The organism is Pseudomonas sp. PICF141 (assembly GCF_002286815.1).
Taxonomy (GTDB): domain Bacteria; phylum Pseudomonadota; class Gammaproteobacteria; order Pseudomonadales; family Pseudomonadaceae; genus Aquipseudomonas.
Genome location: NZ_MUNM01000077.1, coordinates 1 through 20759, shown reverse-complemented (window position 1 = coordinate 20759; position 20759 = coordinate 1). Strand labels below are relative to the sequence as shown.

Below are 20759 nucleotides of genomic sequence, written 5' to 3'. Positions count from 1 at the left end.
GGATTTTCGGTAGATCTCGCAACGCGGGTTTCTTCTTGGTTGGCATACATGCACCTCTTACTCATGTTATGCCCGAACACAAAATTTCTGACACCCCCTCTGAGTCCCGCGCAAGCCTGCCCTTGATAGGTTCCAGAATCCGCAAGGGAATGCCCCCACCACGCTCTATGCCGCAATTACCGACGACACCACAGCCCCTAGAACGACATCAGCTACTCCCCAGCTACTATTACTTTACGCGCCTCAGTCATCACGATACTGTCTGCCATAGCAAATCGCCATATTGTTGCCAGCCTTACGGAAATACGCTGGTCACTAGATAAGGACAGTGATGACTTCGATCACTACAAAATGATTTCTCAACATAGTCATGAGTGGTAGGTTTATGGAAGAACTTGATATTGGGCGCTTTCTGTCAGTCGCTAAAGCAGATTTAGAATCATGCCTAGATGTAGTTGAGCATAGCGAGTTGATTGGCGAAATCACTGCAAATATGCGCATACATCACATGCGCTTTGACGGAAATGGTCGCCCAGCAATAAAAGCGTTGGCTGAGGCGCTTTATCAATACATCATTGAATACTGTATATCTTGTAAGAATAGACCAGAACAACTAAATACTAGGCAAGCAGCCAAACTTACCAAAGAAGCTAGAGAGCTTTTTCGACACCCAAACATCACATCCACCAACCCTGATACAAGCGGAGAAGCTGGAGAGGCTTTATTATTTTTTTTGAGCGAGGCCATACTTGAAGCTCCACAAGTCGTAGCAAAAATGGAGCTCAAAACCAATCGTAGAGATGAAGTTAAAGGTTCTGATGGCATCCACATGAAGTGGAATCAGGCTGATGAGATAGTAGACTTTTACTTTGGTGAATCAAAGATGTATCAAGATGTAAGTCGCGCGGTGACTGCTGCACTTGATAGCGTGGACGGATTTCACGATGGAAAAATGTACAAACATGAATTCAATATGGTCACAAAGCACTTTAAGTATGCGGATGAAAAAATTCGAGAATCCGTGGCTGACCTGATCAAGTATGGAGAGCCGGGCCCAGGAGTTAGACTCAATCATGCTTGCTTAATAGGCTACGACTGGCCTGAATATCGCGACAACCCTACTGCAAACACGAAAAAAAATATTGAGGACTTCCGAGCCAGACTACTAAAAGACAGCAGTCGACTGGCTAAAATACTCAATACGAAATTCGAAAAATTCGAAAAAAAACACTTAAGATTTGAAGTTTTTTTTATTCCTTTTCCTTCAGTACAAGAATTTCGCAACGCCTTCAATGAGGCTTTAGACTAATGAACCTCTTAGAAAAAGAATTCATATCCCCACTAACCAAACTTTACCGTAGTAGCGCGCTAAACTTATTCTCTATAAAAAGCGAACAAGATGATATTTTATCTGAACTGGACTGCAATCGTTTAATTGGACTAGCTTCGACACTTTCGATATCAGATCTAAGTGACGACATAAATCTATCATATGAAATCATCACAAGACTTTTAGAAAGCTACTCAGAAACTCTGCCCAAAATTAATGGGGCAGCCGATCTAATTTTTTCACGAATAGGTAATTTCCCAGGAAGATCACTTCTGCGTACAAGATATACGAATGGAAATAGCCCAGAGATCCCCTTTAGTCTTTCATTAGAAAGGCTTGCTAGAGAGGCGGAAAACTCGGTCAGCAACGAAACATTATTAACGAACTTCCAATACAAACTTTATACTTCTTTGAGTGGGGAGCGTTCATTAAGCGTTTCCGCGCCAACCTCCGCTGGGAAGTCATTCGTCCTGAATATGGACCTCATGCGGCGGCTCTCCTCTCAAACTGACAAATGCATTGTATACATCGTCCCCACAAGAGCTCTTATATCAGAAGTAACTTCCAGAATCAGATCTACCGTACGAAACCAAGAAATAAATGACGTAATAATCCGATCAGCTCCCTTTCCATTAGAAAAACACCTTAGATCAAAGAGCGTAGTATACGTACTAACTCAAGAGCGTCTTCTAAGCTTGCTAAAACCCGAGAATGATGTAATTCGCATCGATTCAATATTCGTTGACGAAGCACATGAGATACACAAAGGCAAAAGAGGCATTGTATTACAAAACGCTGTAGATCTAACTTTAAGGCGATACCCCGGCGCCTCAATATTTTTCGCAAGCCCACTTATAAAAAACCCAGGCTACTTCCTCAATCTATTTAACAGGTTAGACAACGGATATTTTTTTACGGAGCAAATCTCCCCAGTTTCACAAAATATAATTTTAGTTTCCCAAGTAGCTAGAAAGCCCAAATACGCGAACTTTCAACTACTTGCTCGCTTTGGCACTATTGACGTAGGCAATTATGATCTCGGAATAACCTTTCGCCCCCCGATCCTACAACGAAGATCAGCCTTCGCAAAACTTATAACCAAACAAAACGAATCGACAATCATATTCTCAAACGGACCTGCTGACGCGGAGGATCTCGCCAAGTCGCTAGCAAAATCACTAGAAGAAATAGAAACCTCTGAAGAAATTAAAGACTTCATATCTTTTATAAAAACCGAAATTCACGAAGAACACCCGTTAGTAATAACCTTACCAAGAGGTGTCGCCTTTCATTATGGCGACTTACCTTCCATTATTAGATCAGGCGTAGAAAGCCTATTTAAATCAGGTGAAATTAAGTACATATGCAGCACTAGCACTCTTTTACAAGGGGTAAATCTTCCGGCTAAACACATTGTTATTGAAAACCCTAAAAGTGGTGCTACTCCAATGCATCGCCCCGACTTTTTGAATCTCGCGGGCCGAGCAGGAAGACTCCTCAAAGAGTTTCACGGAAATGTTTGGTGCCTGACACCAGATCTATGGGAAGAACCGTCATACACAGGAGATGGTTTACAGGAAATCCAATCTTCCATGTCAAAAATAATGGAAGACGGAGGAACATTAATCCACGACCTAATGAATGGCAAGGTGGAAAATGAAAACCGCAAAGAGTTAGCCGAGGCGGGACTCGGAAGGCTATTTCATGAAAGCCAAGAGAGCACCACAGCGGAAATCGTCAAGAAATACGAATCCACCAACAACTCAATCGAACTGACCAAAACATTAAGCATCGTAGAATCACTTGAAATAAGCATTCCTTCACGCATTCTCGACACGCATCGCGCCTTGAGACCTGACCATCTTCAAGCCTTATACAATCGATTCATGGAAGAAATTGACATTAGTGAACTTGTGCTTATTTCACCTTATGAGAAGGGTGGAAAATCGCGTATGGACAAAGCTATAGAGTTAATATGTGAAGCATTTGACTGGCAACTCAGCGAACTGCAACGCCTATGGTACGGCGGATTAGCTCATAAATGGATAACAGGAATTCCTATTAGTCAATTAATCAGAGATCGCGTAATTAGAGCTCGCAAGGAGGACCCAATGGCAAAGGCATCTCCCATAATAAGAACTGTACTCTCTGTAATCGAAAAAAAAGTAAGATTTAGCCTTGTTAAATATTTCAGCGCATATGAAGACATACTACATCAGGTAATGATCGATAGACGTCACCCAGAACAAACCATCAAAATAGCTCCCTACCACACCTTCTTAGAATTTGGTTCGTGCGATAAAGTCAACCTAAGCTTAATGGCTCTAGGTTTTTCTAGATTCACTGCTCTTCGCCTTAAAGGCAGACTCAACTGGGCAGATTCTTCAGAGCCCGAAGACTATCTTGAAATATTAATAAAACAGGACATTTCAAAACTAGGACTTCCAAAAATGTGTCAGCATGAGATTGAAGATATTCTAGGGTTAAAACAGGGATAACGCAGGATCGTAGAATAAAAATTGGACGGGTTTATTTTCAAGAAAATACACCTACCGTTTTTAGGCTTACCCACCATTAACAACAGCCTTAAGCAGCGCTGATTATTAGACAGAGAAAGCTCGATCAGATCCAACAAGATTTTCCAACACCTATTGAATGGAAACAATAATGCTGACAATACAATCACCCAACAACTACAACGAAATGCTTGTAGGTCTAAACAAAGGAACATCCATCACTACATTTATATTTTTTGTAGCTCTTCGCTACTTTGAAATGGTTCCAAACATTATAATTCCAGAATCTTTAATACCACCACTAAAGGACTATAAAGAGTTCATAGACTGGGTAGTCTCATTCGGCGCCTTACCATTGGCCGCTGCATTGCTTGCAGCTTTTTTTAGTAGTTTTTTTGAGGTGCACAACAAAATATCGAAACTGCTTGGCATCAGATACGCGTGGGATAAGTTCTTCATAATAAAACCACTACTCGCAAATGCAAATATAAACAAAGACTTGAGTCGCTCTGAAATAAAGTTAGCCATGAGCAAGTTTTACTATCCAGAAGCAAAGAAGATAGATCAGCATTATGTTCAGCTGTTCTGGCGATATGCTATGTTTTTCTGGGTTTTCTTTGAGCATAATTTTGTTGTTTTGGTTACTACCTCGATCCTTGAATTCATCTACAGAGACAAATCATTCACTGCTCTGTGGCTATATCTACTTGCCCTCTTCGCAGTCACGCTAGCCCAATGGTTTTTTGTGACCGTTCAAAAATCCAAAGATCAGGCCAAACAAATACCTACCCAAGCCACGAAAGAATATTTCAAATAACAAGGACGTAACTCATGAGATATTTAGTAAATGGCACGCTCATCCGTTCAGAAAATGCCGCCAAGCCGCATACACAAAAGTCAAAACCTGTAGAAGATTATTTACTTTGCCGCGGTAAAGCTCACTCTATCCTTGATTTTGGCTGCGGAAAGTTAAGGTACTCCGACACATTAACAAAAATAGCCACCTCCGTGACTTTTGTAGATTCTCAGATACAGCTTTCTCGAAAACAAATTATAAGAGACGAACAAACCTCAGTAACTGAATTCGTATCAAAAAACTATCCACACTGTAAAACGGTACCATTCGAAAAATTACAGGAACACCAAGAACAGTACAACCTAATAACATGCACAAACGTCCTCTCTGCAATCCCCTGCTCAGAAACCCTTAGCAACGTAATACTGAACATTAAAAAGCTCCTTTCCAGAGATGGAGTTGCTGTATTTATCAATCAACACCGCAGCTCGTATTTTAAAAAATTCGAATCTGGCAAAAAACATCTAAATGGATACATATACAAAAATCAAAAATCCACCACTTATTATGGGATTTTTAACAAGACAAATACACAAGAGCTCCTGCTCGATAACGGCTTTGAAATCATTAAGTCTTGGTGTGTGGGGGAAAGCACTTTTGTCGAGGCTCGTTCACCGCAATCTGATATTTAGGCACATGAACAAAACGCAACGAAACGCGGGTGAGACACTATTTTCCGATTTTTTTGGCGGATAGAAATTTAAGCTTTCGAAGGTTGCAGGAAAAGGGTCTGCGCGATACCCTCCCACCGTCGCTGCCAATTCAGCGACCGGGTGTGGAAACCCGTGTAATTCAAGGCGCAACAGCGCCCCCATCACGTCTGCCGGCGCTTTTTTTATGCCTGCGGCGTGAGTTATGGCGGCTGTGCGTGGGACGTCTTCGGGCGTGCCGGTTTCCTTGATTCCCGGTTTTCCACCCTGCGCACAGCTGTCACCCATTCGTGTGGAAACGAATGTGGCAGCTCCCCATATCAAGGAGTCTGATAATGCGCAGCATCAATCCGTACAAAATTTGGCTTTTCCCTCTACGCAATTCCCAATCGCGTAATACCCCACCGTCCACCCTCTCCCACCGCCTCTCCCTCATCGGAGGTGGCAAATGACCGATCAACCAGAACTCAAAACCATCGGCCTAACACCTGCCATCTACTGCTCCGATCAACCGCTGTTCCACGTCACTAACGGCGTTCCCCTCGGTGATGCGTTAGCCATGGCTTCTGATTTTCTGTTTCTCGCCAAGAAGCTGACCGAAGATGCCGCCTACGCCAGAGACACTGACCGCCATGCCTGGGCTGCGCATTATTTGACGGCGATGAGTAAGGCGGTGGTTGATGATGCGGTGAAAGTGCTTAGGCGGGATGGTACTGATGCCGGTCGGTAAGGAATAAGGTCTGGGGGAGCGAAATGCTTGCGATGACGACAGTGCATTCCGCATTGATGTTGGCTGACCTGGCGCTTTCGCGGGCAAGCCCGCTCCCACAGGAATTGTGCTCGACTGACAGGTATTTGTAGCCTCGAGACCGTCGGGGCTTTTGATCATTCAGGTCACAGCAAACACTGAAATACTTCATAGCCAATTTCCCCCTACACCGCTGCTGCTCCTACTCCGCCTGATCTGTCGTCCGCACCGCAATCTCAATCGCCCGAATACTGATCGCCGCAAATATCGCCGTCATCAGCACCCCGTTGAATCCCAGCAAAATCGCCAATATCCGCGAGACGGCCAGTTTGGGGACGAGTTCTCCATAACCGATGGTCAGGCCGGTCACGAACGCGAAGTAGATGCCGTCAAAGGGATCCCATCCTTCAAGAAAGCTGATGATCAGGCCGAACAGCACAATCAAAAACAGCAGGATGGAAAAAATTGGCCAGACAACGTGAAAGTAAAACCTGACGGCTTTGTAGAACTCGCGACGGACGTGCGATGCATGAGTGGTGTTCATGTTGTGGACCTCTTGGGACTGGCCTGACCGGCAATTGAATGCATGGCGTTTCAATACCCTCTCAGCTTGGCACAAGCGTGCTCAAGGACTGTTCGAAAGATGTTAATGAGCGAACGCCTCGGGCCGTACTCTTCTAGACTTAACGGGTAGTCGTAGACAGAATCGAACACGTCGCTTTGGTGCAGATGAATCAAAGGCAGCATGGCAAGCTGCCTGTTATGCCCTGAAGAGGTGCGGCAAAGACTGCACCGGGCCCAACAAGATGCCCGCTCAGGGTGCCTGGCCAACGGCCTGAAAATGCCACGATTCCGTGACGTGGTGTGACTGCCGCAGCCGACACTTTCGGACAACTGACAACCGCCTGGTTTGTCCGTGATCGTGAGGAATGCTGTATGCCTGATGAAATGTTGCACCTGCCTATGGTCAACAGCCTGCTGGAGCGCCACAAACGTTCCCCCGGCGCACTGTTGCCGATCCTTCATGAGATTCAGGAGGGCATTGGTTACATCCCCGATGCCGCCATCCCCGAGATTGCCCACGCCCTCAACCTGAGTCAGGCCGAGGTTCGCGGGGTGATCAGTTTCTACCATGACTTCCGTACCGCGCCGCCGGCCCGGCATATCTTGCGCCTGTGTCGGGCCGAGTCCTGCCAGAGCCGTGGCGCCGAACAGCTCGCCGCGCAGTTGCGCGAACGCCTGCAACTGGACGACCACGGCAGCAGCGCCGACGGCAGCATCAGTTTGCGCCCGGTGTATTGCCTTGGCGCGTGTGCCTGTTCGCCCGCTCTGGAGCTGGATGGTCAAGTGCATGCGCGGCTTAGTGCCGAGCGTCTGGATGCCCTGCTCGACGCTTGCCGGGAGGACGCATGATGCCGGCTTTCTATTTGTCCTCGGATTCGGTGGCCCGTGCCGTGGGTACCGAAGAGGTTGCGGTAGCCCTTATCACCCACGCCCGGGGACGCTCTGTTCCCCAGGAATTGCAACGTACCAGTTCGCGCGGTCTGTATTGGCTGGAACCGCTGCTTGAGGTGGACAGCCCGCAAGGCCGTATCGGCTTCGGCCCGCTGACTGCCGCCGACGTGCCTTCCGTGCTCGATGCATTGCAAGGCGAGCCGTCCGCGCATCCACTGGCCTTGGGCCTGGTGGAAGAATTGCCGTATCTCAAGACCCAACAACGCCTGCTGTTTGCCCGCGCCGGCATCACCCGGCCGCTGTATCTCGACGATTACCTGGATCATGGCGGTTTCGAGGGGTTGAAAAGAGCCGTCACCCTCGGTGGTGAACAGACCGCGACCGAGGTGTTCGATTCAGGCTTGCGTGGCCGTGGCGGCGCAGCCTTCCCTGCCGGGATCAAATGGCGCACGGTGCGCGCTACCGAAGCGGCGCAGAAATACATTGTGTGCAATGCCGACGAAGGCGATTCCGGCACCTTCGCCGACCGCATGTTGATGGAAGGCGACCCCTTCCTGCTGATCGAAGGCATGGCCATTGCCGGTATCACTGTTGGCGCCACTTACGGCTACATCTACGTGCGCTCGGAATATCCACAAGCCGTCGCCGTGCTTCGCGCGGCACTGAATATCGCTCGATCTGCCGGTTACCTGGGTGCCAATGTTGCCGGCAGCGGCCAGGCCTTCGACATGGAAGTGCGCGTCGGTGCCGGCGCTTACATCTGCGGAGAGGAAACCGCGCTGCTGGATTCTCTGGAAGGCAAGCGCGGGATCGTTCGCGCCAAGCCACCGATTCCCGCCCTGCAGGGGCTGTTCGGCTTGCCGACTCTGGTGCATAACGTGCTGACCCTGGCCTCGGTGCCGCTGATTCTGGCCAAGGGCGCGCAGTTCTATCGCGATTACGGCATGGGCCGCTCTTTGGGCACCATGCCCTTTCAGTTGGCGGGCAACGTTCGTCACGGCGGCCTGGTTGAGCGGGCCTTTGGCCTGACGCTGCGGGAACTGGTGGAAGACTACGGCGGTGGCACCGCCAGCGGCCGGCCGCTGAAAGCCGCCCAAGTGGGTGGCCCGCTCGGTGCCTGGGTGCCGCCCGCGCAATTCGATACGCCGCTGGATTACGAAGCCTTCACCGCCATCGGCGCCATGCTCGGACACGGCGGTGTGGTGGTGGCTGATGACAGCCTGGACATGGCCCACATGGCACGTTTCGCCATGCAGTTCTGCGCCGAGGAATCCTGTGGCAAATGCACCCCATGCCGCATCGGCTCGACCCGGGGCGTGGAGGTGATAGACCGCCTGCTGGCCGCGCCTGACCAGGACAGTCGTGATGAGCAGGTGATCATCCTCAAGGACCTGTGCGACACCCTGCAATACGGTTCGCTGTGCGCGTTAGGCGGCATGACTTCCTATCCAGTCGTCAGCGCCCTCAAGTACTTCCCCGCCGACTTCGGTCTGCAGTCCTCGGAGGCCGACCAATGATCACTCTCTTCGATCCGAAAACCGATATCGACCTGGGTACCCCTGCCCGCGACAGTCAGGTGCAAGTCACCCTCAATATCGATGGCCGCAGCATCAGCGTGCCCGAAGGCACCTCAGTGATGCGTGCCGCCGCGCTGCTGGGCACCACCATTCCCAAACTGTGCGCCACCGATAGCCTGGAAGCCTTCGGCTCCTGCCGCATGTGCCTGGTGGAGATCGACGGCATGCGTGGTTATCCGGCCTCCTGCACCACGCCGGTCAGCGAAGGCATGAGCGTCCATACCCAGACGCCAAAACTCGCGACCCTGCGCCGCAACGTCATGGAGCTGTACATCTCCGATCACCCGCTCGATTGCCTGACCTGCTCGGCCAACGGCAACTGCGAGTTGCAAACCGTCGCCGGTCAGGTCGGCCTGCGAGAAGTGCGTTACGGCTATGAAGGCGACAACCATCTGGCGGATGTGAAGGACACTTCCAATCCCTACTTCGACTACGACCCGAGCAAATGCATCGTCTGCAACCGTTGCGTGCGCGCCTGCGAAGAAACCCAGGGCACCTTCGCCCTGACCATTACCGGGCGCGGTTTCGAATCCCGTGTCGCGGCCGCCGGGGGCGAGAACTTCCTGGACTCGGAATGCGTGTCCTGCGGTGCTTGTGTGCAAGCCTGCCCGACCGCGACGCTGATGGAAAAAAGCGTGGTCGAACTGGGGCAACCGGAACACAGTGTGATCACCACTTGCGCTTATTGCGGTGTGGGCTGTTCGTTCCGCGCCGAGATGAAAGGCGACCAACTGGTGCGCATGGTTCCAGACAAGAACGGCCAGGCCAACCACGGCCACTCCTGCGTCAAAGGACGCTTTGCCTGGGGCTACGCCACCCATCCGGATCGCATCACCAAGCCGATGATCCGCAAGCATATCAATGACCCTTGGCAGGAAGTCAGCTGGGATGAAGCGGTGACCTATGCCGCCAGCGAATTCCGTCGGCTGCAGCAAAAATATGGCCGGGACTCCATTGGCGGCATCACCTCCAGCCGCTGCACCAATGAAGAAACCTATCTGGTGCAAAAACTGATACGCGCCGCCTTCGGCAACAACAACGTCGACACCTGTGCGCGGGTCTGCCACTCGCCGACCGGCTATGGCCTGAAACAAACCCTGGGCGAGTCTGCCGGCACCCAGAGTTTCGATTCGGTGATGCAGGCCGACGTGATTCTGGTCATGGGCGCCAACCCCAGCGATGCCCACCCGGTGTTCGCCTCCCAGCTCAAACGTCGCCTGCGTGAAGGCGCGCGGCTGATCGTCATCGACCCACGACGCATTGATCTGGTGGACTCGGCGCATGCACGCGCCGAATTGCACCTGGCCCTGCGCCCAGGCACCAACGTCGCCATGCTCAACGCCTTGGCCCACGTTATCGTCACCGAAGGCCTGCTCAATCAAACCTTTATCGACGCCCGCTGCGAAGGCACTGATTTCGCCCGCTGGAGCGAGTTCGTCAGCCGCCCGGAAAACTCGCCGGAAACCCTTGGCGCCATCTGCGGCGTAGACCCTGCCGACATCCGCGCCGCCGCTCGTCTGTATGCCACCGGCGGCAACGCGGCGATCTACTACGGCCTGGGCGTCACCGAGCACAGCCAGGGCAGCACCGCGGTCATGGGCATCGCCAACCTGGCCATGGCTACCGGCAACATCGGCCGCGAAGGCGTGGGCGTGAACCCGCTGCGTGGGCAAAACAACGTTCAAGGCTCCTGCGACATGGGCTCCTTCCCCCACGAATTGCCTGGCTACCGCCACGTCTCTAACGAAGCGGTTCGGGCGCAGTTCGAACAGGCGTGGAACGTCACTCTGCAACCTGATCCGGGACTGCGCATTCCCAACATGTTCGAGGCAGCACTGGGCGGTAGCTTTAAAGGTTTGTATTGCCAAGGCGAAGACATCGCCCAGAGCGACCCGAATACCCAGCACGTCACCGCGGCGCTGTCGGCCATGGAATGCGTGGTGGTGCAGGATATTTTCCTCAACGAAACCGCCAAGTTCGCCCACGTATTCCTGCCAGGCAGCTCGTTCCTGGAAAAAGACGGCACCTTCACCAATGCCGAGCGGCGCATTTCTCGTGTGCGTAAAGTCATGGAACCGCTGGGTGGCAAGGCCGACTGGGAAGGCACCGTAGCGCTGTCCAACGCACTCGGTTACCCGATGAGTTACCAGCACCCGTCAGAAATCATGGATGAAATCGCCAGCCTGACGCCGACCTTCACCAACGTCAGCTATGCCGAACTGGATCGCCACGGCAGCCTGCAATGGCCGTGCAACGCCGCGGCACCCGACGGCACGCCGACCATGCACATCGAAGAGTTCGTGCGCGGCAAGGGCCGCTTCATGCTCACCGGTTACGTGCCTACCGAGGAAAAGGTCAACAGTCGCTATCCCCTGCTGCTGACCACCGGGCGCATCCTCAGCCAATACAACGTCGGCGCCCAGACCCGGCGTACCGACAACGTCGCCTGGCACCACGAAGACCGCCTGGAAATCCACCCGACCGATGCCGAGAGCCGTGGCATCAACGAAGGGGACTGGGTCGGCATCGGCAGCCGCGCCGGGCAGACCGTTCTGCGTGCGCGGATCACCGAACGGGTAGCCCCGGGCGTGGTGTACACCACCTTTCACTTCCCTGAGTCGGGGGCCAACGTGATCACCACTGACAATTCCGACTGGGCTACCAACTGTCCGGAATACAAGGTCACCGCCGTGGAAGTCAGCCGCGTCTACCACCCTTCGGAATGGCAAAAACGCTATCAGGCGTTCAGCGACGAACAGCAACGCCTGCTCGACGAACGCCGCCAGGCGCGTGGCGCTAAAGCGGAGGTACGCCGATGAGTACCGATAACCTGATCAAAATGGCCAACCAGATCGCCCAGTATTTCGCCAGCGAGCCGGACCAGAAACAGGCAGTGCTCGGCGTGCGTAATCATCTGCAGATGTACTGGACGCCCGGCATGCGCAAGGAATTGCTGGCCTGGCAGACGGCGCATCAAGGGGCAGACTTGCACCCACTGGCGCAGGCAGCGGTCAGTGGGGCGGGCTGGGAGGCTTAGGTACGCTTGATCCGTTGGAATCAGCCCTGAGCTTTCGGGGCTTTCCATCTTTCCAAACTAGAACTCGACCCGTTGGTAGGCGCCTTCAGCGCCTACATTGTGACCAAAACCGCATGATTCACCGGCCGTACGCGTTACCGTGAGCAGGTCTTTTTTAATGTCGAAGTCGTATTCACAGTCACCATCATCTCCACTCATGGCGTAATGAGCCTTGCCGTTATCAAACGCTAATACCGTTGAAAACTCACCGAGATTGGGACCGTAATACATCGCCATCAGGCCTGCGTAATAACCCTCGAAATCAACTTGGTATTTCATGCCTTGTGGCTTGATCGTCATGGAATTCCATAACGAAGCCCCGGCATATTGCCAATACTGCCCTTGCGGTTTGCTTGACTGTTTCTCCAGGGCGTTCTTGATATCGCCGCTGATTTTCCCGAGGTTGAACATCGATTTTTTGTCGTTGGGCAGAATACTCAACCACGCCCGAGCCTTCAGGTAATTGCCTTCGTGGACGTAGGTCAGTGCCACGTTGTTGTAGGCCAACGCGACTTTTTCTTCGTCCAGCTGACAACTCTCAGACCAACCGGCTTGCTGCTCATATTGTTCCCGAGCCTTGGCATATTGCTTGAGCTTGTAATATTTCCCACCCTCGGCGGAATACTCGCTGACTTTAAGGCAGTTGGCGGTGGCCTCCTCCTCAGTAATGTCTGCGTGAGCAAAAAATGGGGTGATGAGCAGCAGGAGGATCGCTTCAATCTGTATGAAGCGGCGCCATTTAATGTCCATATTATTTCTCTGTTTGAATGTCGACCCGTTGTTCTGATCGCAGCAATAAACGGGAATTTCTGCTGGCCTGGCCGCTGAGCGGCCAGGCCCTGTTATCAGTGCCGCGAAACTATCCGCGCCACAAGATTTTCCCTGTGCACCTTGATTTCCCCCGTCACATCCGGCCCCTCATAAACCATTGAGGTTTCATAGTTGGCCCAGCGGTCACGTCTCGCACTGAACCAGTTAAATGATCCCATACACAGCAACTCATCGTCGGCCATGACGATTTTGCTATGTACCCGGGCCACCACATGGGAGTCGATGCGCTGGCCTCGCAGGGCCTCAATGGCGTGCTTGAGTTCATCTCTTTTCGCTTGAATGTCAGGCGATTTTTCTGAAATGTTGAAATCCCTGTCGGTATAAACCCGCACTTTGACGCCTCGCTCAACCGCGGCACTCATTGCCTCCCATGCGCCGATCTCGTGGATCCGCTTCAATATAATCCATGGCGAAACGATGTGTACTTCACGCATTGCGGTGGCCAAGGTTTTCAACAAGAAGTCGTCGTGAGCATCCGCGTTTACCAGATGGCTAAGTGTTGACCGGGGAGACTCCAGGTCTTTGCGCGGAAGGTATTCGAAAGCCAGCTCACTCGCAGGATCGCGTAGCAGGTAGTCAGCCAGCAGAGCACGAGGCTTACCTTTGGGCACCATGCCGAACAGGTCCATGTCGCCAAAAACCAGGAAGCTATCCTTGGCCCGGGAGACCGCTACGTTGAGCATGCTCGGTCGACGATCGATGAAGCCACCATCAGCGTGCTTGGAATACACCGCAGAAAAGATCACCACCGGCCGCGCCGCCCCCTGAAAGGAGTGAACGGTGCCGATGGTCAGCTCGCCTTCGCCTTTGCCAGTCTGGATGCCCAGTGCGGCGCATGCCTCGGCAATTGCTTGGGATTGCGCGCCGAAGGGCGTGATCACACCCACGATCTTCCACAACTCCAGCCCGTAACTTGCCTCCAGTTTCTCGCGGTGGGCAGCGATCCACGCCGCGATCGTTTCGGCCTCGAGACGGTTCATGCGGCTACGGCCGTTCTGCTGTCGGCAGATGCCATCCACATGCAGATAAGCCAAGCCTGGCAACAGGCCGCCTTGAGGTTTAGTACCACGCTTGGGCACCAATTTGCCTTGGTAACAAAGGGTGTTGCAGTAATCGACGATCGAGTCATAGCAACGACGATGTTCGTACAGGAACATGCCCCGGTCCATGTCGGGGTCGTACCAATAGCGACTGGCATTTTGGGCAATTTGCATCACGCTGCCCGATGCCGCACTCACACCCGTGGCGCAAAGTTTTGCATACGCTTCATCGACACCGACACTTGGCAACAGATTGCTACACAACAGGTTGCCGATGTCCACCGAGTCCGGGATCGACCAAATCGGTTCGATTTGCAACGTGTCCCCGATGACCAGGGCTTTCTTGCCCAAGGCAAAGGAAGCACCGGCGACTTCGGGCAAAACCTGACCGGCTTCGTCGACGATCAATAGATCGATGAGGTTGTACATGTAGTCTTCAATCAGACCCTGGCCGCTGTGCTTGCTGCCCTTCATATGGGCGGGCAGCATGAAGAAAGTCGACACGACGCAGGGTGTCAGTTTCATCCAGCGATACCATTTTTTTTCCAGGGCTTTTCGGCCGTTCTTGCTTTGGTCCTTGAGGATTTGTGGCAACGTTTGCTCGACTTCAAGCAACCAGCGCCCTTCCCAATAGTGCGTGCTCAACAGGAAGATCGGGAAGCGAATCCGAGTGTCGGCCAACGGATCGCAATCGTTCAGGGTCATGTCATCGGTCACAACATCGGGAGCCAGCTCCAGCGGCGACAGTGCTGATCGCCAACTCGCCAGGCGCTGCTTTAGCGCCAACTGCAACTCTTGTGCGGCGTCGATTTTCGCCTCAAGTGCGCTGATCTCGGCGCTTGTCGTGGCACGCCAGGCGGCCAGTGTTTCGCTGATTGCCAACACATTGTCCAGCGCGAGTAACTGGGTCAGTTGAGCCTCGTTCAGCAACGGCTCCGATGCCTGCAAAGCGTCGTGGCTCTGCTCGAGATGCAGCCGTGCACGAAGCAAGCGCTTTTGTTGAACAGGTGCAAACCAGGCGAAGATCACGTACCACAGCGATTCGTCGGCCAGGTACTTGCGGAACGAATTCTCCAGCGCTTTTTTTTTGGTGCTTTTGGCCTTGAGATTCTGCACGTCTTGCTGCGCAGCTGTGATACCGGCCTCAGGATCATCGCCCCACACCGCCACAAGTGCCTGGCGTGCGGTCGCCAGGGCTTGCCATGAGCGTTCGATGTTGTGCAATTCATTGGAACGAGCTTGCAGCGCGTGGTGCAACTGTCCAACAACCCCTTCCACCGTGGGCGACGGCAAGGAGGGGAAAGCCGTTGATGCTTTGCTCAACCACTCGTCTTTGGCCTGTTCCAGGTAACTGGCAGACTCGGTACCGGTAAAGAAGCTTTGGCACTGATATTTGCTCGATGTTACCGGGTCTGTGAATTTGCTCGGGAAATAAGCCCCAAAGCTTTTGATGTCCGGCAACCAGCGGCCGGCAAATGGCCCGCTGCCAGAGGCGAAATCGGTGGCGAAGGCATCGAGAATATTGGTCACCGCCTGGTTATTGGTAGAGCTGGCGACAATCACCGGCGGCTCTGCTCCAGCCAACGCAGCCTTGGCCCACAGCGAAGCCACAACCGATAGCAGCAAGGTGGTCTTGCCCGTACCGGGCGGCCCGTTCACCCCTAGAATGTCTCCGTCGTTGGAGGCCAGGAAATGTGCCAGGGCTCCACGTTGCTCACTGGCCAACGCATACTCATCGCTGGCATGGCCCAAACGTGTGGCAAAACCGGCATTTGGCGGCAAGCACGGTTCAGGGTCGAGCGATGCCTGACTGGCGTAGCGTTCAAATAGCGCGCTTTGGGGAGACGTGTCATGCAGGTGATCATACAAGCGCACAATGTGCTGACTGGCGCCGGATACCTTTTCTTCTTTGAACAGACACCATTCATTCGATCGTTCGTAGCCGTTATCGCCTTGCAGCCAACCTGAACTGACTTCGTCGACAAAACGCTGACAAAAACCCAAATACGTTGCCCACCGTTCGGCATATTCGTCGGTCGCGGCGGCCTGGCCTTCTTCGGGGGACTCGAATGCTGGCAGCGTGTTGACCGCCAAAAACCGATCGACGTCCGCGACATCGCCCAACGCGAAACAGCCTGACTCCAGAGGCTCCAGGATATCTCGCGGAATAACAGTGTTTTTAGTCGGAAAAAGTTGCCCGTGACGATTGATCTGCACATGCCCAAGCAGTGGCGTCACCAGCGCATGCATCCCGTTACGGGGTTTTCCGTGTTCCAGTCGCGCCTTGAATACCCAGGGCCGAATGGTGACTTCAAGCGTATGGCATTGCCGAGGCTCGTCCTTGAATAACGCTTCGACGGTCTCGCTTCCCAAGTAACCGGCGTGCAAGGCTTCGAGCGGGAGGTGAACATGGCCTGCCAGGTCATCGAGTTTCAGACCGCCGCTGCCATTCTCGGCGTCGACGAGGGAGTTGCGCCAATACTTGGCGAATTTCAGAGAGTTTTCGTTCATCGTCCTGATTCAGTCGTGTCGTACACCTGATGCCACTTTGTATGGCCAGGCACTAGCGGAAATGGGCCCATGCGTTCTTTCGCGAGCCTATTGGCTGGGGGGATCCAAAATGCGGAGGCAGGTTCAGCCCCCCGCTCAATCAGACCTTGGCAACAACTATCGCGGCGTTTCAACAGAAGCGATCAGACTGTCGTCATCAATGAGCAACGCCTGATTGGTCAACGCACTATCGTTGAGCAAACGCAGGGCTTTTTTCTCCCGCAACTTGGCGACCAGGCTTTCGCGATGGGTCATGGTGTGATTGATGAACGTCGTACGAGAGAGGATCAAACGGACAGGCGTTGGCAGCATTTCATAAGCTTTTTCGACCAACATGATGAAGACCTCATCATCCTTGAGCTTTTCTTCCGTAACAGTCAGCAGGCCATTGACCAAAACGTTTTCGACCTTGCCCCAGTTATTTTCCAAAAACTCCGAGGCTTTCGATGTGCCTGCCGAAAAATTGCCGGACACACTGTCTTTGGCTGCCATGGCCTTGTCGGCGATCCCGCCTGACAGAGCCCGCGCTTTATCCGTAAGAGACTTGAACATCTTCTACTCCATGAGATGTGGATCCATTTATGGGTCAGAACCTTAGCAGACGAAAATGTGATGGCATAGCGCCTTCACTCACGAAGTGACCGAAGGCGATTGGAATGACCTGTGCCCTACCCCACCTGCACCGGCAACACCACCAACGCTTCCAACCCGCCCTTCGCCCGATTGAGCAGCCGTAATTCTCCGCCATGCTCCAGCACAATTGCCCGAGCCGCCGACAACCCTAAACCCACCCCACCGGTACTCTTGTTCCGCGAACCCTCCAGACGAAAAAACGGTGTAAACACCTGTTCAAGACTGAACTCAGGAATACCCGGCCCACGATCCAGTATTTTGATCCGCACCTGGCCGGCGCTCGGGATCAGTTCAACGCCCGGCTCACTGCCGTACTTGATAGCGTTATCGAGCAAGTTGGTAATCACCCGTTTAAGCCCCAGCGGACGTCCGAAATACACCCACCGCAGCGGCCCGCTGAACGCAATGTCGATGCCCTGATCCCGGTAATCATCAAGCAAGGTTTGCAGCAGTTCTGCCAGATCAAACTGGGTCGCCGGTTCAAGCCGCGCATCATCACGGAAAAACTCCAGCGCCGAATTGATCATTGCCTGCATTTCATCCACGTCACGAAACAGTCGTTGCTGTTGCTCGCTGTCTTCGATGAATTCGCCTCGCAAGCGCATCCGCGTCAGAGGCGCGCGCAGGTCATGGGAGATGGCGGCGAGCATTTGCGTACGGTCGCGGATGAAGTGTTGCAGCTGCGCCTGCATGGCGTTGAACGCGAGAATGGCCTGGCGGATTTCGTGGGGCCCGAGCGGCTCGATCGGCGGTGCGCGGAAATCCACGCCAAAGCGGCGGGCGCCTTCGGCAAAGCGCTGCAAAGGTGTGGCGAGGCGTCGGGTGGCGATCAGCGCGACCAATGCGGTGGAGATCAACACCAGCAGGATGACAATCAGGTAGCGTGGCGTTTCGTCGAGACCCCAACTGCGCGACGGCGCGGAGAACATCAGCCATGATGAATCCGATAGCTCGATCAGCAGCGCGTAATGCGCGTCTGCCGTGTGCTCCGGCCAGTCTGCCGGTTCATAGGCTTCGATGCGCCGGTCAGGGGCTCTGAGCATCGGCTGCAGAATGGTCGAGCCAATGTCAGACTTCGGATCATCCACCGTCGGCAAATTGAGATCGTGCCGATCAGGATGCCACGTGACAGTGAAGCCGTTCTCATTGGCGGCTTGTGCCAATGGGTTGCGCAGCGTCACCGGGGCGGCCTCGATGACGCGGGTGATGGCAGCGGCTTTTTGCAGCAAACCGATCTCGGTCAAGGGCGGGCGCGCCCATACACCGGCCAGTTGGATAAATAACCCGTTGAGCGCCAGGGAAATGAGCATGGCCAGGATGATCGTCAACGCGATCCAGCGCGCTACCGTATCCTGCGGCCATTCTCGGGGGCGAATCCGCTTCAGCCAGCTCATCGCCGCGTCACGCTGGGAGTAAACAGATAACCGCCATTGCGCACGGTGCGGATCATCGCCGGCCGCTTCGTGTCGGACTCGAGTTTGCGTCGCAGCCGGCTGACCTGAACGTCGATGCTGCGATCGAATGCCTCATGGCATTGCCCGCGCGCCAGGTCCAGCAATTGTTCGCGGGTAAGAATGCGTTGGGGGTTTTCGACGAAGACCAGCAGCAAGTCGAACTCACCCGCCGACAGCGGGATCATCACGTTATCCGGCGAGCGCAATTCACGGCGGGTAACGTCCAGGTGCCAGTCGGCGAAATCAATCAGCGGCCGTGGCCGTTCCTGCGGCACCGGCCGGCGCTCGTCCACACGACGCAGCACGGCGCGCACTCGGGCCAACAGTTCACGGGCGTCGAAAGGCTTGGTCAGATAATCATCGGCGCCCAGCTCCAGGCCAACCACCCGATCACTGAGTTCGCCCATGGCCGTCAGCATGATCACTGGTATGGCGTATCGAATCCGCAGTTGCTGACACAGGATCAGGCCGTTGTCGCCGGGCAACATCACGTCAAGAATGATCAGGTCTGGCGCCTGGCGTCCGATGGCCGCCCACAGTGACGCGCCGTCAGTGGCGACCTCAACGCTGTAGCCGTGCTGCACGAAGAATTTTTTCAGTAGATCAAGGACTTCAAGGTCGTCGTCGACAATTAAAAGGCTGTTCACCAAAGGTCACTTAAGGGGCGAATGGAACCGCTATCTAAAACCATTCATGGCCGGGCGTCATATATTTCAACTCTGCAATAAAGCGTCAGCGGCGCAATAAACCAGACATCTTTGCGCAAGGCCCGGAGTTCAGCATCACCGCAAACTCCTCCTGAGACTTGCATTCATGTTGCCTTTCAAGTGTGCTCCCTGGCTGACCCGCAACACCTCAATTGCCGTGTTGGCAGGGCTGACAGGCTGCAGCAGCCAATTGCAGCCCAACACCGATGTTGCCTGCGCCGATGTCGCCTATTCGGTGTACGACCCGGCAGAACCGTTCAATCGCGCAGTCTTTGCGTTCAACCGGACAGTCGACGACTACGCTGTGGCGCCGGTCGCTCGCGGCTATCGCTACTTGCCGGACTTTTTCCAGACCGGTGTGCATAACTTTGTGGCGAACTTCGGTGAGCCCAAGGTCTTTATCAACGACCTGCTGCAAGGCAACCCCATGCGCTCGGTCAATACCCTGGGACGTTTCGCACTCAATACCACGGTGGGGGTGGTGGGCTTGATCGACGTCTCCGGCATGGCCGGTATCCCGCGCCACGACGCGGACTTCGGCCAGACCTTCGGCGTGTGGGGCATCGGCAATGGTCCGATCGTCGAGCTGCCATTGCTTGGAACCTCCAACAGTCGCGACGCCGCCGGCCGGGTGCTCGGCTTTGTTGTCGACCCGTTCGGCAGCAATAGCGATACCGTGGAGACGCTGTCGACTATCAGCACTGTCGGTGACATCGTCGATGGTCGGGCAGAAGCCTTACCGCTGACCGACAGCCTGCAGAAATTGCCGGACTATTACAGCGCGTTGCGTGATGTGGTGGCCGAGCATCGTGCTGCTTATGTGGCCGATGGCAAACAAGGCTCGCCCGAGAACACCACCTCTCAATGCACAGGAGCACCGGCTGATGGGTTCTGAAAGCAATAGCCTGGTTCTGCAGCAACGGGTGACGCGGGACGACCCGGCCAATCTGCACTGCCGGGAAATTACCCTGCGCTTGTCAGCGGACTGTCGCCAACTGGTGCTCAGCCGATACACCGAACACTACGGGCCGGCACTAGTGCGCTGGATAGAGCGTAGTCATACCGTGTCCGTTGCCGACATGATTCGCTGGCTCGTGGCCAATGGCGAGGCAGATGTCATGAGAACAGACAGCCAGTCGCCGACTTGATTTCAGGATGATGAAGTGGAGGACGGCGACTTCCGGTCGTCTTCCCCGCTACTTATGTCGGGCCAAGATCGCAATCAGCCAGGAGCGACCCGATAATGCCGTACGAACTTTCCTGCGGACAAAACAAAACCCCTACCTGCAGATGCAGATAGGGGTTTCGGAATTTGATCTTGACGATGACCTACTCT

Annotated in this window: 17 protein-coding genes; 11 read left to right on the top strand and 6 right to left on the bottom strand. The window is 53.9% G+C overall.

All coding sequences use genetic code 11. The annotated features are described in order from the left end of the window. The first annotated feature begins 385 nt into the window (after positions 1-385). From BZL43_RS22490 to BZL43_RS22465, 5 genes are all read left to right on the top strand, one after another. Positions 386-1309: a DUF1837 domain-containing protein gene (locus BZL43_RS22490; RefSeq protein WP_095634328.1), complete on the top strand. Its 924-nt coding sequence runs from the start codon at positions 386-388 to the stop codon at positions 1307-1309. Next, complete coding sequence (locus BZL43_RS22485) at positions 1309-3828, top strand: DEAD/DEAH box helicase (RefSeq protein ID WP_095634327.1); 2520 nt, start codon at positions 1309-1311, stop codon at positions 3826-3828. Before BZL43_RS22490 ends, BZL43_RS22485 begins: the two co-directional genes overlap by 1 nt. 169 nt (positions 3829-3997) lie before the next feature. Beyond that, positions 3998-4663: a hypothetical protein gene (locus BZL43_RS22480; protein WP_095634326.1), complete on the top strand. Its 666-nt coding sequence runs from the start codon at positions 3998-4000 to the stop codon at positions 4661-4663. 14 nt (positions 4664-4677) lie between these two features. Beyond that, on the top strand, positions 4678-5334 hold the full coding sequence (locus tag BZL43_RS22475; RefSeq protein ID WP_095634325.1) for a methyltransferase domain-containing protein: 657 nt from the start codon (positions 4678-4680) through the stop codon (positions 5332-5334). 466 nt (positions 5335-5800) lie between these two features. Then, positions 5801-6082 carry a DUF3077 domain-containing protein gene (locus tag BZL43_RS22465; protein ID WP_095634324.1) on the top strand — a complete coding sequence of 94 codons (282 nt, stop codon included), beginning with the start codon at positions 5801-5803 and terminating at the stop codon, positions 6080-6082. Between the two features lie 220 nt (positions 6083-6302). Here BZL43_RS22465 and BZL43_RS22460 read toward each other — a convergent pair whose 3' ends face one another. Further along, the gene (locus BZL43_RS22460) at positions 6303-6644 is read right to left on the bottom strand and encodes a potassium channel family protein (protein WP_095634323.1); all 342 of its coding nucleotides are present in this window, start codon (positions 6642-6644) and stop codon (positions 6303-6305) included. Positions 6645-7036: 392 nt separating this feature from the next. Between BZL43_RS22460 and BZL43_RS22455 the strand changes: the two genes are divergently transcribed. From BZL43_RS22455 to BZL43_RS22440, 4 genes are read left to right on the top strand one after another with little or no spacing between them, the layout of a single operon-like run. Continuing rightward, the gene (locus BZL43_RS22455; protein ID WP_095634322.1) at positions 7037-7513 is read left to right on the top strand and encodes a formate dehydrogenase subunit gamma; all 477 of its coding nucleotides are present in this window, start codon (positions 7037-7039) and stop codon (positions 7511-7513) included. Beyond that, a complete protein-coding gene (locus tag BZL43_RS22450; RefSeq protein ID WP_095634321.1) occupies positions 7510-9072 on the top strand; it encodes an NADH-quinone oxidoreductase subunit NuoF in 1563 nt (520 codons plus the stop codon). The genes BZL43_RS22455 and BZL43_RS22450 overlap by 4 nt, the downstream gene beginning before the upstream one ends. Beyond that, on the top strand, positions 9069-11951 hold the full coding sequence (fdhF, locus tag BZL43_RS22445) for a formate dehydrogenase subunit alpha (protein ID WP_095634320.1): 2883 nt from the start codon (positions 9069-9071) through the stop codon (positions 11949-11951). The genes BZL43_RS22450 and fdhF overlap by 4 nt, the downstream gene beginning before the upstream one ends. Continuing rightward, complete coding sequence (locus tag BZL43_RS22440) at positions 11948-12169, top strand: formate dehydrogenase subunit delta (protein WP_095634319.1); 222 nt, start codon at positions 11948-11950, stop codon at positions 12167-12169. The genes fdhF and BZL43_RS22440 overlap by 4 nt, the downstream gene beginning before the upstream one ends. Before the next feature lie 57 nt (positions 12170-12226). Here the strand turns inward: BZL43_RS22440 and BZL43_RS22435 are convergent, their stop codons facing one another. The 5 genes from BZL43_RS22435 to BZL43_RS22415 all read right to left on the bottom strand — a co-directional run bounded on the left by BZL43_RS22435 (position 12227) and on the right by BZL43_RS22415 (position 19363). Beyond that, positions 12227-12958, bottom strand: coding sequence for a type IV pilus biogenesis/stability protein PilW (locus tag BZL43_RS22435; protein WP_095634318.1), 732 nt, complete (start codon positions 12956-12958; stop codon positions 12227-12229). Between the two features lie 95 nt (positions 12959-13053). Continuing rightward, entirely contained in the window at positions 13054-16590 is a 3537-nt protein-coding gene (locus BZL43_RS22430) for an AAA domain-containing protein (RefSeq protein WP_095634317.1), read from the bottom strand. Between the two features lie 156 nt (positions 16591-16746). Beyond that, positions 16747-17121, bottom strand: a complete 375-nt coding sequence (locus BZL43_RS22425) for a hypothetical protein (RefSeq protein WP_143517889.1) — start codon at positions 17119-17121, stop codon at positions 16747-16749. 176 nt (positions 17122-17297) lie between these two features. Then, on the bottom strand, positions 17298-18656 hold the full coding sequence (locus tag BZL43_RS22420) for an ATP-binding protein (protein WP_095634315.1): 1359 nt from the start codon (positions 18654-18656) through the stop codon (positions 17298-17300). Continuing rightward, a complete protein-coding gene (locus BZL43_RS22415) occupies positions 18653-19363 on the bottom strand; it encodes a response regulator (RefSeq protein ID WP_095634314.1) in 711 nt (236 codons plus the stop codon). The genes BZL43_RS22420 and BZL43_RS22415 overlap by 4 nt, the downstream gene beginning before the upstream one ends. Before the next feature lie 166 nt (positions 19364-19529). On the opposite strand from BZL43_RS22415, the gene BZL43_RS22410 reads away from it, so the two are divergent. Further along, positions 19530-20318 carry a VacJ family lipoprotein gene (locus BZL43_RS22410; protein WP_095634313.1) on the top strand — a complete coding sequence of 263 codons (789 nt, stop codon included), beginning with the start codon at positions 19530-19532 and terminating at the stop codon, positions 20316-20318. Continuing rightward, a complete protein-coding gene (locus BZL43_RS22405) occupies positions 20308-20571 on the top strand; it encodes a hypothetical protein (protein WP_095634312.1) in 264 nt (87 codons plus the stop codon). Before BZL43_RS22410 ends, BZL43_RS22405 begins: the two co-directional genes overlap by 11 nt. The last annotated feature ends 188 nt before the right edge of the window (positions 20572-20759 follow it).